Here is a 14,504-nt window from a genome sequence, read left to right as displayed (position 1 = left end):
AGCAGCTGGCGGCCCCGTTCAACGACGTCATCCTGTTCACCCAGGACTGGGGATTCCGGCTCGACGAGGTCAAGGTCCCGGTGCGCTGGTGGCACGGCGACAGCGACCACATCGTCCCGTTCGCCCACGGTGAGCACGTCGTGTCGTTGCTGCCCGACGCCGAGCTGTTCGTGTTGCACGGCGAGAGCCACCTCGGCGGGCTGGGGCGCGGTGAGGAGATCTTGTCCACCCTGATGAAGATCTGGGACGAGCGGGGCTGACCCGGCGGCCGCCGGGTAGCCTGCTCACGTGCTGCTGGCGTCCCTGAATCCCGCGGTGCTCACCGCCACCGACATCGCCGACGCGGTACGCATCGACGGAGCCGTGTTGAGTCGTAGCGACCTGGTCGGCGCCGCCACCTCGGTGGCCGAGCGGGTTGGCGGCGCGAACCGGGTCGCGATCCTGGCCACGCCCAGCGCGGCGACGGTGCTCGCCGTGACCGGGTGCCTGATCGCCGGCGTGCCCTTCGTCCCGGTGCCCGCCGACGTGGGTGCGGCCGAACGCCGGCACATGCTCACCGATTCGGGAGTGCAGGCCTGGCTGGGCCCCGTCCCGGACGAGCTGGAGGGACTGCCGCACATCCCGGTGCGACTACACGCCCGCTCCTGGCACCGCTACGCCGAGCCGTCGCCCGACGCCACCGCGATGATCATCTACACCTCCGGCACCACCGGCCTGCCCAAGGGTGTGGTGCTGAGCCGCCGCGCGATCGCGGCCGACCTCGACGCCCTGGCACAGGCCTGGCAGTGGACGGCCGACGACGTGTTGGTGCACGGGCTGCCGCTGTTCCACGTGCACGGGCTGGTGCTGGGATTGCTCGGGTCGCTGCGGGTGGGAAATCGCTTCGTGCACACCGGAAAACCGACGCCGGCGGGCTACGCCCACGCAGGGGGCACCCTGTACTTCGGGGTGCCGACCGTGTGGTCACGGGTAGTGGCCGACGAGGCCGCCGCCCGGGCGCTGCGCCCGGCGCGGCTGCTGGTCTCCGGGAGCGCGCCGCTGCCGGTGCCGGTGTTCGAGGGGCTGGCCCGGCTCACCGGGCACCGGCCCCTCGAACGGTACGGCGCGTCTGAATCGCTGATCACGCTGTCGACCCGCGCGGACGGCGAGCGACGCGCCGGATGGGTGGGCCTACCGCTCACCGGCGTGCAGACCAGGCTGCTCGACGACACCGGCGGCGAGGTGGCGCACGACGGGGAAACCGTTGGCAAGCTTGAGGTTCGGGGTCCGATGATGTTCGACGGTTACCTGAATCGCCCCGAGGCCACCGCCGAGGCGTTCGACGCCGACGGCTGGTATCGCACCGGCGATGTCGCCGTCATCGACGGCGGGGGCATGCACCGCATCGTGGGCCGCGAGTCGGTCGACCTGATCAAGTCCGGCGGCTACCGGATCGGCGCCGGCGAAATCGAGACGTCGCTGCTCGGGCATCCCGGGGTGCGGGAGGCCGCGGTGGTCGGCATGCCGGACCAGGATCTGGGCCAGCGCATCGTCGCGTTCATCGTCGGCGCGGAAGGCCTGAACGCCGACGACCTGATCAACCACGTCGCGCAAGAACTTTCGGTGCACAAACGGCCTCGAGAGGTCCGCCTCGTCGACACACTGCCCCGCAACGCGATGGGCAAGGTGCTCAAAAAGCAGCTGCTGGCCGACGGCTGACACGCAGCAAGTTGCCAGCTTCAGCGAAGAGCGTGACCGCGGAGCTTCACCTACCGTCGTAACCGTGTATCGACGCAACCGGACCGTGAGCGGCGCCCATGGGTGAGCCGGGCACCGTCGCCACCACTCCCATGCGGCGGATAGCGGCGGCCTGTCTCGTGGGCTCGGCCATCGAGTTCTACGACTTCCTGATCTACGGGACCGCGGCCGCCTTGGTGTTTCCCACCGTGTTCTTCCCGCGCCTCGGCCCGACGCTGGCCACCATCGCCTCCATGGCGACGTTCGCGACGGCGTTCCTGTCCCGCCCGTTGGGCGCGGCCGTCTTCGGATACTTCGGGGACCGGCTGGGCCGCAAGAAGACGCTGGTCGCCACCCTGCTGATCATGGGCGCGTCGACCGTGAGCGTGGGCATGGTCCCCAGCACAGCGTCGATCGGCATCGCGGCGCCGTTGATTCTCATCGTTCTGCGGTTGCTACAGGGATTCGCGGTCGGCGGCGAGTGGGCGGGGTCGGTCTTGCTCAGCGCCGAGTACGCGCCGTCCGGCAAACGCGGCTGGTACGGCATGTTCACCCTGTTGGGCGGTGGCACCGCCGGGATCCTGGCCAGCCTGACCTTTCTCGCCGTCGACCTCACCATGGGTGAGAAGAGCACCGCGTTCATGGAATGGGGATGGCGGGTGCCCTTCCTGATCAGCAGCGCGCTCATCGGTATCGCCCTCTACGTCCGACTCAACATCGACGAGACCCCGCTGTTCGTGGAGGAGAAGGCCCGCGACGAGCTGCCCAAGGCGCCGCTGGCGGAGCTTTTGCGGTTCCAGCGGCGCGAGATCGTGCTCGTCGCGGGCGCCTTCCTGGGCGGCATGGGCTTCGTGTACCTGGGCAACACCTTCCTGGTCATGTACGCCCACAACCATCTCGGCTATTCGCGGAGCTTCATCTGGGGCGTCGGCGCGCTGGGCGGCCTGACCAGCATGGCGTGCGTGTCGTTCTCGGCGTGGATCTCCGATCGGGTCGGCCGCCGCCGGGTGATGCTATGCGGGCTCGCGGCATGCCTGCCGTGGGCGTTCGCGGTCATCCCGCTGCTGGACACCCGCAAGCCGGTGTTGTACGCGGTCGCCGTCCTGGGCATGTTCGCGGCCGCGGCGGTGGCCAACGGGCCGACGGCGGCGTTCGTTCCCGAACTGTTCGCCACCCGGTACCGCTACAGCGGAGCGGCGGTGGCGATGAACCTGGCCGGCATTCTCGGCGCCGCCGTGCCGCCGCTAGTCGCCGGCACGCTGCTGGCCACCTACGGCAGCTGGGCGATCGGGCTCATGATGGCCACCCTGGTCGTGGCCAGTTTCGTCTCCGTGTATCTGCTGCCAGAAACCATGGGCAAGGCGCTGCGCGCCGCCCCGGCCGCCGAGAAGGTCGCCGCCGACGTATAGCTGCGCTCAGTTGGCGTGCAAGTCCTCGTTGAGGGCGATGCCCTGACCACCGCGGGGCACCACTTCGACGGCGCCGCTGACCGAATTGCGGCGGAACAGCAGGTTGTTGCCGCCGGACAGCTCGGCGGCCTTGAGCACCTGGCCGTCGGGCGTGGCGACCTTGGTGCCCGCGGTCACGTACAGGCCGGCTTCGACGACGCAGTCGTCGCCCAGCGAGATGCCCAGCCCCGCGTTGGCGCCGAGCAGGCACCGCTTGCCGATCGAAATGACTTCCGTGCCGCCCCCGGACAGCGTGCCCATGATGGACGCGCCGCCGCCGACATCCGATCCGTCACCCACCACCACGCCGGCCGAGATGCGGCCCTCCACCATCGACGCACCCAGCGTGCCGGCGTTGTAGTTGACGAAGCCCTCGTGCATGACCGTGGTACCCGGCGCCAGGTGGGCACCCAGCCGCACCCGGTCGGCGTCGGCGATGCGAACCCCGGTCGGCACCACGTAGTCGGCCATCCGCGGGAACTTGTCGATGCCGTAGACGGTCACGGGTCCGTGCCGCCGCAGCCGCGCCCGGACCGCCTCGAACCCGTCGATCGCGCACGGTCCGCGGTTAGTCCACACGACATTGGTCAATACCCCGAACAAGCCGCCGGCGTTCAGCCCGTGCGGCGCCACCAACCGGTGCGACAGCAGATGCAGCCGCAGGTAGGCGTCGTAGGCGTCGGCGGCCACGTCGTCGAGCGAGCCGATCACCGTGCGCACGGCGATGCTCTCGGTGCCGCGGTCGTCGTCCCGGCCGACCAGTGCGACCAGCTCCGGGGGGATGTCCGACAGGGCGAGCCGCGACGTGCCACCGGTGCCCGATTCGGTCAGTTCCGGTGCGGGGAACCACGTGTCGAGGATCGATCCGTCGGCGGCCAGCGTCGCCAGCCCGATGCCTACAGCTGAAGTCACGGCGGTCAGGTTACTTGCCGCTCGGCAGCGGATAACCTGGGACCCGTGCTGGACTTGCGCGGGGATCCGATCGAGCTGACCGCTGCGATGGTCGACATCCCCAGCGAATCGCGAGACGAGGCGCGCCTGGCCGACGAAGTGGAGGCCGCGCTGCGCGCCCAGACGTCCGGCTTCGAGATCGTTCGCAACGGCAACGCCGTGCTCGCCCGCACCCGGCACCAGCGGCCGTCGCGGGTCCTGCTGGCGGGGCATCTGGATACCGTCCCGGTGGCCGGCAACCTGCCCAGCCGCCGCGTGAACGGCGACCTGTACGGCTGCGGCGCCGCGGACATGAAATCCGGTGACGCCGTCTTCCTTCATCTGGCCGCGACCGTCGTCGAGCCGGTTCACGACCTGACGCTGGTGTTCTACGACTGCGAGGAAATCGAGGCGGCGGCAAACGGTTTGGGCCGCATCGAGCGTGAGCTGCCGGACTGGCTGTCCGCCGACGTGGCCATCCTGGGCGAACCCACCGGCGGCTACATCGAAGCCGGTTGCCAGGGGACGCTGCGCGTCGTGATCTCGGCCACCGGCACCCGCGCCCACTCGGCGCGACCATGGTTGGGCGACAACGCCATTCACAAGCTGGGGGCCGTCCTGGATCGGCTGGCCGCATACTCCGCCCGCACCGTGGATATCGACGGTTGCGAATATCGCGAGGGGTTGTCGGCGGTGCGCATCGACGGCGGCGTGGCGGGCAACGTGATTCCCGACGCGGCCGCGGTCACGGTCAACTTCCGCTTTGCCCCCGACCGGTCGGTGGCCGCGGCGCTCGAGCACGTGCATGAGGTGTTCGACGGGCTCGACGTGCGGATCGAGCAGACCGACGCGGCCGCGGGCGCGCTGCCCGGGCTGTCCCAGCCCGCGGCCAAGGCCCTGGTCGAGGCGGCCGGGGGGCAGGTCCGGGCGAAGTACGGGTGGACCGATGTCGCACGTTTCGCCGCGTTGGGCATACCAGCGGTGAACTTCGGGCCGGGCGATCCCAACCTCGCGCATACGCGCGACGAGCGCGTCGCCGTCGGCAACATCACCGCCGCGGTGGCCATGCTGCGCGGCTACCTGGGCTAGTCTTCGCCGGCCGGTCACACTGGCGTGACGCTCGGCGCCGCCGGTCACGCTGGCGTGACGCTGGGCGGCTAGGCGGCCCCGCAGCGCTGCGCCTGCGCGGCGGCGTCGGCGGATGCCGCGCGCATGCCGACCTCCGCCAGGTCGCCCGACACCGTCAGCAGCGCCGCGCCGTCGCCGGCCGCCAGTGCCTGGGCGTGGGAGAGTGCGAGTTTCCCTGCGGCGCAGTCGATCTCGTCACAGAGCCGGGCCAGCGGATCCGCCGCTCGGATGTCACCGAGCCGCACGGCCTCGTGCCAGGCGCGCACCGCCACCGCCCGCTGCCCCCCGCGCTCGGCCATCCGGGCGGCGTCACGGGCGGCCGCCACCGCGCCGTGGCCGTCGCGCATCGACGCCAGCCGCCATGCCCGCGCGACACCGAGTTCCGGTGCGAACAGCGCCGACTTGGTTCCGTGCCGGGATTCGGCCCGGCCCAACGCCTTTCCCGCGGCGGCGATATCGCCCTGCTGGGCCAGCGCGGTGGCCAGCAGCGTCAACGACAGCGGACCCCACGAATAGCCGGTGCGTTGCAACGTTGCGGCCGCCGGGCCGAGGAGCGCTGCAGCTTGGGCGAATTCGCCGTCGGCGAGCAGCACGTGGGCCAGCAGCACGTCACCGATCGCGCGGCCCGGCTGCTGCAACTCGGCGAAATCGGTGAATTGCTGGGCGAGTTCGCGGGCGGCGTCGAGCCGGCCCGCCATCAACAACGCGGTGGTCTGCCCCAGCCCGATCGTGAAGCGCAGCAACCCGGGATGTTCGGCGGCCAGGGCGCGCTGGGCCAGCGGCTCGACGTCGCCGAAGCGGCCCTGGCGCGCCGCGCACAACGCCGCCGCGCTGGCCGCCCACGCCACCGCCTGGTCGTCGGCTTCTGGGGCGGCGAGCACCTCGTCCGCGACTTTCACGGCGTGCCCGACGTTGCCGGCGTTCATCGCGAACGTGGCGCTCAACGCGTCCAGCGTGGTGCGCGCGCCCGGATCCGAGACGCGATTGCGGATCGTCCGCAAGAACGCGGTGGCCCGCTCGGGCTCGCTGAGCATCCAGAACTGGTTGGCCGCGCGCAACAGCGTCCAGTCCATCAGGGCGGCTTCGGTCAACGCGGCGGGGTCCACGCCGGCCAGCACCGCGTCCGCCTCGCGGCCGCGACCCTGCCACGCCAGCGCGTGTGCCAGCGCCAGCCGCGCCGCCAACCCGCCCGAGCGCTCCAGCGCGGAGGAGGCCAACCGTTCGCCGAGGGCCAGGTCGCCCAGCCGCAGCGCCTCCTGCGCGGCGCCGACCACCTCGGCCGTCGGCTGGCGTGCGTCGCTGTCCAGGGCGAGGGCCGCCAACCGGAGCCGGTCGCTGAGGTGGTCCGACGGATGCTGCGACAGCAGCCGCACCAACTCGGTGCGTCGTTGCCGGGCGCCGTCGCCGCCGAGCGCGGCCCGCGCTCGCTCGGCGAACAGCGGGTGGGCCGTGTACACCACCGGGTCGTCCGACGCTCCGCCGCGCGCCCGCGTTTCCGCCGCCCCGCAATCCGTCGCCTCGCCGATCGCGTCCGCGCCGGTGAGGACGCTCAGATCGGCGAGCGACAGCGGCTCCGCGACGGCGAGATAGTCCAGCACCGACCGGGCCCCCGGTGGCATTTCGGCGAGGAAAGCGTCGACCTCGGCCGGTGTGGTCATCCCGCCCGGCGGTTCGATGTCGATCCGGGGGAGCAGCCCGTCTGCCCACAGCGCCGCGATGGCTTCGGGAGCCGAGTCGGCGCGGCCGGTGACGATCATCCTGGCCGAGCCCGCCAGCGCGAGCTGGTACACCAGCGTGGCCGACAGGATGTCCAGGTCGTGGGCGTCGTCGACGACCAGCAGCAGGTCGTCACCGTCCAGCGACGCCCGGGCCGCGCGCAACAGCGCGGCCGGTTTGCCGAGGTCGGCGATCCGTACCAGGTGGCTGAACGCGCCGAACGGCACCGCCCGTTCGGTCGGGGTGCCGGTGACCCAGCGGATGCGCGTGCCGGGGTGCCGGTGGCCGAAGCCTTCGGCGGCCGTTCGGGCCAACGTGGATTTGCCGCAGCCGTCCGGCCCCAGCACGGCGGCGCCCCGCCCGTCCGTCAGCGCGGCGTTGAGCCGCTCGAGGGCCGACGCGTGCTGGGGAACGTTCCATCGAATCGGCATCGCCGGATTTTATTGCGCGCGGTGTGCGGCACGCAGCAAGCTTGGTCTACGTTTCGTTGTATGCGCTCGGAACGCGAGTCGTCAGGCGACTGGGCGGTGTGTGTGTACTGCGCGTCCGGCCCGGAGCATCCCGAATTGCTCGCGGTCGCTGCCGAACTCGGCGAGGCGATCGCCGAGCGCGGCTGGACGCTGGTGTGGGGCGGCGGCCGGGTGTCGGCGATGGGCGCGGTGGCAACCGCGGCGCGCGCCCGCGGCGGCCGGACCGTCGGCGTCATCCCGCAGGTTTTGATGCGCGTCGAGATCGCCGACCCGGAAGCGGACGAGCTGATCGTCACCGAGACGATGCATGAGCGCAAACACGTGATGGAAGAGCGCGCCGACGCGTTCATCGTGCTGCCCGGGGGCGTCGGCACCCTCGACGAGTTGCTGGACTCGTGGACCACGGGCTACCTCGGCCTGCACCGCAAACCCGTCGTCATGCTCGATCCCCTGGGGCATTACGAAGGCCTGTGGCTCTGGCTGTGCGGACTGCTCGACAGCGGGTACATCTCGCAGCAGGCGATGGACCGGTTGATGCTGGTCGACAAGGTGAGCGCCGCCGTGGAGGCGTGTGCGCCCGATTGAGCCCGCCGGCAATCTGGTGATCCCTACTAGGCTGTCCGCCGAGTTGCTTACAGGAAACGAGGGATGACTTGTCCGATCACGACGGCGGAGCGCGCACGGCGGTCAAACTGACCGATATCGCATCTCGGGCGCCGGGCCTGCTGGCCGACATGCCGGTGATCATGCGCGGGGCGATGACCGGCCTGCTGGCCCAGCCGGGTTCGAAGAAATCCATCGGAACGGTGTTCCAGGAACGCGCGGCCCGCTACGGCGATCGGATCTTCTTGCGGTTCGGCGACCAGCAGCTGACCTACCGCGACGCCAACGCCGCCGCAAACCGGTACGCCGCGGTGCTGGCGGCGCACGGCGTCGGCCACGGCGACGTCGTCGCGATCATGCTGCGCAACTCGCCCAACGCGGTGCTGACCATGCTGGCCGCGGTCAAGTGCGGCGCGGTCGCCGGGATGCTGAACTACCACCAGCGCGGTGAGGTGCTGGCGCACAGCCTGGGCCTGCTCAAGGCCAAGGTGTTGGTCGCGGAGACGGACCTGGTCAGCGCGGTGGCCGAGTGCGGCGGCTCGGGCGACACCGAGACCATGACCGTGGAGGACCTGGAGCGCTTCGCCGCCAGCGCCCCGGCCACCAACCCCGCGTCGGTATCGGCCGTGCAGGCCAGGGACACCGCGTTCTACATCTTCACCTCGGGCACAACGGGATTCCCCAAGGCCAGCGTGATGACCCACTTGCGGTGGCTGAAGGCGCTCGCGGCGTTCGGGGGAATCGGGCTGCGGTTGAAGAGCTCCGACACGCTCTACAGCTGCCTGCCGCTGTACCACAACAACGCGCTGACGGTTGCGCTGTCGTCGGTGATCAACTCCGGGGCGACGCTGGCGCTGGGCAAGTCGTTCTCGGCGTCGAAGTTTTGGGACGAGGTCATCGCCGCCGAAGCCACGGCGTTCATTTACATCGGCGAGATCTGCCGGTACCTGCTCAACCAGCCGCGCAAGGCCACCGACCGAGCGCACCAGGTGCGGGTGATCGCCGGCAACGGGCTGCGACCCGAGATCTGGGACGAGTTCACGAATCGGTTCGACATCCCGCGCGTCTGCGAGTTCTACGCCTCCAGCGAGGGCAACACCGCGTTCATCAACGTCTTCAACGTGCCCCGGACGACCGGCGTCTTCCCGATGCCGTTGGCCTACGTGGAGTACGACCCCGACACCGGCGCCCCGTTGCGCGACGACGACGGGCGGGTACGCCGGGTGCCCCCCGGGGAGCCCGGCCTGCTGCTCAGCCGCGTCAATCGGCTGCAGCCGTTCGACGGCTACACCGACAAGGAGTCGAGCGAAAAGAAGCTGGTGCGCAACGCGTTCCGTGAGGGCGACGTGTGGTTCAACTCCGGTGACGTGATGAGCCCGCAGGGCATGGGGCACGCCGCGTTCGTCGACCGCCTCGGCGACACGTTCCGATGGAAAGGCGAGAACGTCGCCACCACGCAGGTGGAGGCGGCGCTGGCGTCCGACGAATCCGTGGAGGAATGCACGGTGTTCGGGGTCGAAATCCCCCGCACCGGCGGCCGCGCCGGCATGGCCGCGGTCAAGCTGCGCGACGGCGCGGAGTTCGACGGCAAGTCGCTGGCCCGCGCCGTGTACGGCCAGCTGCCCGCCTACGCGCTGCCGCTGTTCGTGCGGGTGGTCAAGTCGCTGGAGCACACCACGACGTTCAAGAGCCGCAAGGTGGAGCTGCGCGAGCAGGCCTACGGGCCCGACATCAAGGACCCGCTGTACGTGCTGGCCGGCCGCTACGAGGGTTACGTGCCGTACTACGACGAATACCCCGACGAAGTGGCCGACGGGAAGCGCCCGCAGGGCTGAGCCCGCGTCGAGTGTGCGGCCTGCCGCACGTTCGGCGTCCAGTGTGCGGCTGGCCGCACGCTCGCGGACCAGACCAGGCACCATAGACAAGTGCAATCGACCTTGTGTGGCCGTCCGGTCGCCGGTGATCGCCCGCTGATCATGGCGATCGTCAACCGCACCCCCGACTCGTTCTACGACAAGGGTGCGACCTTCGGCGACGAGGCCGCCCGGGCCGCAGCGCACCGCGCCATCGCCGAGGGCGCCGACGTCATCGACGTCGGCGGGGTCAAGGCGGGCCCGGGCCAGGAGGTCGATGCCGAAACCGAGCTGACCCGTCTGGTCCCGTTCATCGAATGGTTGCGCGGCGCCTATCCGGACCAGCTGATCAGCGTCGACACCTGGCGCTCCGAGGTGGCCAGGGTGGCCTGCGCGGCCGGGGCGGACCTGATCAACGACACCTGGGGCGGCATCGACCCGGGCCTGGCCGAGGTCGCCGCGGAGTTCGGTGCGGGCCTGGTGTGCTCGCACACCGGCGGGGCGCTGCCCCGCACGCGACCGTTCCGGGTGAGCTACGGAACCACCACGCGCGGCGTGGTCGACGACGTTATTCGCCAGGTCACCGGCGCCGCGGAGCGCGCGGTCGCCTGCGGGGTGGCCCGCGACCGGGTGCTGATCGACCCGGCCCACGACTTCGGCAAGAACACCTTCCACGGGCTGCTGCTGTTGCGCCACCTGGGCGATCTTGTTAACACCGGATGGCCCGTTCTCATGGCTTTGAGTAACAAGGACTTCGTCGGGGAGACTTTGGGGGTGGAATTGACCGAGCGGCTCGAGGGAACGTTGGCGGCCACCGCGCTGGCGGCCGCCACCGGTGCCCGCATGTTTCGCGTGCACGAGGTCGCCGCTACCCGACGGGTGCTGGAGATGGTGGCCTCCATCCAGGGATCCCGCCCGCCGGCCCGCACGGTGAGGGGGCTGGCATGACGGCATCCGACCTGGTCGGCGACCTCACCGACGACGCGGTGCTGGCCGCCCGGCCCGGTGATACCTGGCTGTCCGATCGCAGCTGGAACCGTCCGAGCTGGACGGTCGCCGAGCTCGAGGCCGCGAAGGCGGGGCGAACCATCTCGGTGGTGCTGCCGGCCCTCAACGAAGAACAAACCATCGAATCCGTGGTCGAAAGCATCTCGCCCCTGGTCAAAGGCTCTGGGGGGCTGGTGGACGAGCTGATCGTGCTGGATTCCGGCTCGACGGACGACACCGAGATCCGCGCCGTCGCCGCCGGCGCCCGGGTGGTCAGCCGCGAGCAGGCGTTGCCCGAGGTGCCGATCCGGCCCGGAAAAGGCGAGGCGCTGTGGCGCTCGCTGGCGGCGACCAGCGGTGACATCGTCGTGTTCGTCGACTCCGACCTGATCAACCCGAACCCGATGTTCGTGCCCTGGCTGGTCGGTCCGCTGCTCATGGGCGACGGCGTCCGCCTGGTCAAGAGCTTCTACCGGCGGCCGCTACAGGTCGGCGACGTCGGGGGCGCCGCGGGCGCCACCGGCGGGGGGCGGGTCACCGAGCTGGTGGCCCGGCCGCTGCTCGCGGCGCTGCGGCCGGAGCTGGGTTGCATCCTGCAGCCGCTCGGCGGGGAGTACGCGGCGACCCGCGAATTACTGACGTCGGTGCCGTTCGCTCCGGGCTACGGCGTCGAGATCGGCCTGCTGCTGGACACTTTCGACCGGTTGGGCCTGGGCGCCATCGCCCAGGTCAACTTGGGAGTGCGCGCGCACCGCAACCGGCCGCTGGCCGAGTTGGGTGCGATGAGCCGCCAGGTCATCGCGACCCTGCTCTCGCGCTGCGGGATTCCCGATTCCGGGGTCGGATTGACGCAGTTCTTCGCCGTTGGCCCCGAGGGGCCCGATGGTCAGAGCTACGCCCAGCACACATCGCCGGTGTCGCTGGCGGACCGTCCGCCGATGAAGGTCCTGAGGCCGCGCTAAAGCCGCGCTGCGTGGTCGCGCTGTCGGTGGCATAGGGCAGGATCGACGACGTGGCGTTGGTGTTGCTTTACCTGGTGGTGCTGGTGCTGGTGGCGATCGTGCTGTTCGGCGCGGCGAGTCTGCTGTTCGGTCGCGGCGAGCAGCTGCCGCCCCTGCCCCGCGGGACGACCGCGACCGTCCTGCCCGCCTACGGGGTGACCGGCGCGGACGTCGACGCAGTCAAGTTCACCCAGGCGTTGCGCGGATACAAGACCAGCGAGGTGGACTGGGTGCTGGACCGGCTCGCCCGAGAGCTGGAGGCGCTACGCGGCCAGCTCGCCGCCGTGCCCGCCCCCGCGGCCGCCGAGGACGATTCCCAACCCGTGGAACCCGAGGACGGCGAGGATCGTCAGGACTAGATGTGAGCGATGACGGGCTGGTTCGGTGCAGCTGGGCGGCCATTCGGCCCGGACCTGATTTCCAGTTGTACCGCGACTACCACGACCAGGAGTGGGGCCGCCCGGTGCACGACGGGGTGGCGCTGTTCGAGCGGATGAGCCTGGAGGCGTTCCAGAGCGGGCTGTCGTGGCTGATCATCTTGCGCAAACGGGAGAACTTCCGGCGCGCATTCGCGGGGTTCGATTTCGAGCAGGTCGCCGGCTTCACCGATGCGGACGTGCAGCGGTTGATGGCGGACACCGGAATCGTGCGCAACCGGGCCAAGATCGACGCGACCATCGCCAACGCGCGTGCCGCCGCCGAGCTGGGAACCTCGGCGCAGCTCGCGGACCTGCTGTGGTCTTTTGCGCCCGCACCGCGCCCCAGGCCGGCGGATGGCTCCGAAGTTCCCTCGGCGACACCGGAATCGAAGGCCATGGCGCGCGAGCTCAAGCGGCGCGGGTTCCGCTTCGTCGGGCCCACCACCGCTTATGCGCTGATGCAGGCGACCGGCATGGTCGACGACCATATCCGGGGTTGTTGGGTGCCTTCCCCCCGGTGACACGCGGCCGGGCAATCGGCGTTCAGCGGCCCCCAGGCCCGGAGAACCGGGTCTTTGTTCAACTCGTGACCTGGATAGGGAACAATAGAGGGGTGATTTGGCAGTTCGATGTCGGGTATGGCTGGAAAATCGCTGGCGGGGCATGCTCGGCGCCGACCAGGTCCGCAACGGCGGACCAGCTCGAATTTGGAGGGAGCACTCGATGGCGGCGATGAAGCCCCGGACCGGCGACGGTCCTCTGGAAGCAACCAAGGAGGGGCGCGGCATCGTGATGCGGGTACCACTTGAGGGAGGTGGTCGACTAGTCGTCGAGCTGACGCCCGACGAAGCCGCCGCCCTCGGTGACGAACTCAAGGGTGTCACGAGCTCCAGCTAAGGCCTGCCAGCGGACCGCGGGGCTACGCACACACCTTTCGGTAGATATCCAGGGTTTGCTCGGCGACGCGGGCCCAGGAGAATTCCTCTATGCAGCGTTGGCGTCCCGCCTCGCCGTAACGCCTCGCCTTTTCCGGGTCGGCGACGAGCGCGTTAACCGCTTCGGCCAGTCTGGTCTGGTAACCCGCCGGGTCACCGGCGTCGTAATGCGCCAGCGAACCGGTCACCCCGTTGAGGACCACCTCGGGTATCCCGCCGACATCGGACGCCACCACGGCCGTCGCGCATGCCATCGCCTCCAGGTTCACGATGCCCAGCGGCTCGTACACCGAGGGGCAGACGAAAACCGTTGCCGCCGACAATATTTCACGTATCTCGCCGATCGGTAGCATCTCTCTGATCCAGAACACGCCCTGCCGATCGTGGGCCAGCCGCGCCACCGCGGACCGAATTTCCTCGGCAATCTCGGGGGTGTCGGGGGCGCCCGCGCACAACACCACCTGGACCTCGGGGTCGAACTGGTGTGCCGCCGCCACCAAGTGGGCGACGCCCTTCTGGCGGGTGATCCGGCCGACGAACGCCACCGTGGGCCGGTCGGGGTCGACGCCGAGTTCGGCCAGCACAGACCCGGTATGCGTCGGCCCGGCCGGATGCCAGACGTCGGTGTCCACCCCATTGCGGATGACGTGCACGACGCTGGGATCCAGGGCGGGGTAGACGCGCAGGATGTCTTCGCGCATCGCGGAGCTGACCGCGATGACGGCGTCCGCCGCCTGCACCGCGGTGCGCTCCGCCCACGTCGACACCTGGTAGCCGCCGCCGAGCTGTTCGGCCTTCCACGGCCGCAGCGGCTCGAGCGAATGCGCCGTCAGAACATGGGGGATGTCGTAGAGCAGCGCCGCCAGGTGACCGGCCATGCCGGTGTACCAAGTGTGCGAATGCACGACGGTGGCCGCCGACGCGGCGTTGGCCATCATCAGGTCCGCGGACAACGTCGACAGCGCCGGGTTGGCGCTGTGCAAGCGCGGATCGGACTGGTGCACGATGGCGTTCGGCCGCGGCGCACCCATGCAATGCACGTCGACCGCGCACAATCGGCGCAGCTGGGCGACCAGTTCCGTGACATGTACACCGGCTCCCCCGTAGACCTCTGGTGGGTATTCCCGAGTCATCATCGCCACCCGCATACCCGCACGGTAGTTCGGTCGCAACGAGGAGCGCGAGTCGGGGGCCGGGCAATCGGTGAGCGGCCCGGCGGACCAAATACCTTGACGGACAGCCGCAGAACACCGCCAATAGCGCCGTCCCTCTGGCAGCGCCTCGCGACGGCCGATAGG

The 14,504-nt window shown here is 70.2% G+C and carries 14 protein-coding genes; 11 read left to right on the top strand and 3 right to left on the bottom strand.

Annotation, left to right across the window (positions count from 1 at the left end; genetic code table 11):
- The 3 genes from A5756_RS01940 to A5756_RS01930 all read left to right on the top strand — a co-directional run.
- On the top strand, window positions 1-260 hold a 260-nt coding region (locus tag A5756_RS01940), incomplete at its 5' end, for an alpha/beta fold hydrolase (RefSeq protein ID WP_369828583.1).
- A gap of 28 nt (window positions 261-288) precedes the next feature.
- Window positions 289-1,698: an acyl-CoA synthetase gene (locus tag A5756_RS01935; RefSeq protein WP_066946078.1), complete on the top strand. Its 1,410-nt coding sequence runs from the start codon at window positions 289-291 to the stop codon at window positions 1,696-1,698.
- A gap of 98 nt (window positions 1,699-1,796) precedes the next feature.
- A complete protein-coding gene (locus A5756_RS01930; protein ID WP_082959030.1) occupies window positions 1,797-3,125 on the top strand; it encodes an MFS transporter in 1,329 nt (442 codons plus the stop codon).
- Between the two features lie 6 nt (window positions 3,126-3,131).
- Here the strand turns inward: A5756_RS01930 and dapD are convergent, their stop codons facing one another.
- Window positions 3,132-4,085: a 2,3,4,5-tetrahydropyridine-2,6-dicarboxylate N-succinyltransferase gene (gene dapD / locus A5756_RS01925; protein WP_156659143.1), complete on the bottom strand. Its 954-nt coding sequence runs from the start codon at window positions 4,083-4,085 to the stop codon at window positions 3,132-3,134.
- A 36-nt stretch (window positions 4,086-4,121) separates the two neighbouring features.
- Between dapD and dapE the strand changes: the two genes are divergently transcribed.
- Complete coding sequence (gene dapE, locus A5756_RS01920) at window positions 4,122-5,183, top strand: succinyl-diaminopimelate desuccinylase (RefSeq protein WP_066946072.1); 1,062 nt, start codon at window positions 4,122-4,124, stop codon at window positions 5,181-5,183.
- 68 nt (window positions 5,184-5,251) lie between these two features.
- On the opposite strand, the gene A5756_RS01915 is transcribed toward dapE, so the two are convergent.
- A complete protein-coding gene (locus tag A5756_RS01915) occupies window positions 5,252-7,369 on the bottom strand; it encodes an AAA family ATPase (RefSeq protein ID WP_066946069.1) in 2,118 nt (705 codons plus the stop codon).
- Window positions 7,370-7,429: 60 nt separating this feature from the next.
- Between A5756_RS01915 and A5756_RS01910 the strand changes: the two genes are divergently transcribed.
- From A5756_RS01910 to A5756_RS01880, 7 genes are all read left to right on the top strand, one after another.
- Window positions 7,430-7,993: a TIGR00730 family Rossman fold protein gene (locus A5756_RS01910; protein ID WP_066946066.1), complete on the top strand. Its 564-nt coding sequence runs from the start codon at window positions 7,430-7,432 to the stop codon at window positions 7,991-7,993.
- A 68-nt stretch (window positions 7,994-8,061) separates the two neighbouring features.
- On the top strand, window positions 8,062-9,846 hold the full coding sequence (fadD6, locus tag A5756_RS01905) for a long-chain-acyl-CoA synthetase FadD6 (RefSeq protein WP_066946063.1): 1,785 nt from the start codon (window positions 8,062-8,064) through the stop codon (window positions 9,844-9,846).
- 141 nt (window positions 9,847-9,987) lie between these two features.
- Window positions 9,988-10,812, top strand: a complete 825-nt coding sequence (gene folP, locus A5756_RS01900; RefSeq protein ID WP_231989134.1) for a dihydropteroate synthase — start codon at window positions 9,988-9,990, stop codon at window positions 10,810-10,812.
- Window positions 10,809-11,813, top strand: coding sequence for a glucosyl-3-phosphoglycerate synthase (locus A5756_RS01895; RefSeq protein WP_066946057.1), 1,005 nt, complete (start codon window positions 10,809-10,811; stop codon window positions 11,811-11,813). The genes folP and A5756_RS01895 overlap by 4 nt, the downstream gene beginning before the upstream one ends.
- Before the next feature lie 50 nt (window positions 11,814-11,863).
- Window positions 11,864-12,211, top strand: a complete 348-nt coding sequence (locus A5756_RS01890; protein WP_066946054.1) for a DivIVA domain-containing protein — start codon at window positions 11,864-11,866, stop codon at window positions 12,209-12,211.
- A gap of 2 nt (window positions 12,212-12,213) precedes the next feature.
- The gene (locus A5756_RS01885; RefSeq protein ID WP_066946051.1) at window positions 12,214-12,792 is read left to right on the top strand and encodes a DNA-3-methyladenine glycosylase I; all 579 of its coding nucleotides are present in this window, start codon (window positions 12,214-12,216) and stop codon (window positions 12,790-12,792) included.
- 202 nt (window positions 12,793-12,994) lie between these two features.
- A complete protein-coding gene (locus A5756_RS01880) occupies window positions 12,995-13,168 on the top strand; it encodes a DUF3117 domain-containing protein (RefSeq protein WP_003878471.1) in 174 nt (57 codons plus the stop codon).
- 22 nt (window positions 13,169-13,190) lie between these two features.
- Here the strand turns inward: A5756_RS01880 and glgA are convergent, their stop codons facing one another.
- Window positions 13,191-14,354, bottom strand: coding sequence for a glycogen synthase (gene glgA, locus A5756_RS01875; protein ID WP_066946049.1), 1,164 nt, complete (start codon window positions 14,352-14,354; stop codon window positions 13,191-13,193).
- Between the last annotated feature and the right edge of the window lie 150 nt (window positions 14,355-14,504).

The sequence above is a fragment of the Mycobacterium sp. 852002-53434_SCH5985345 genome, from assembly GCF_001667155.1.
In the GTDB taxonomy this organism is placed as follows: domain Bacteria; phylum Actinomycetota; class Actinomycetes; order Mycobacteriales; family Mycobacteriaceae; genus Mycobacterium.
This window is presented reverse-complemented; position numbering and strand designations above follow the sequence as displayed.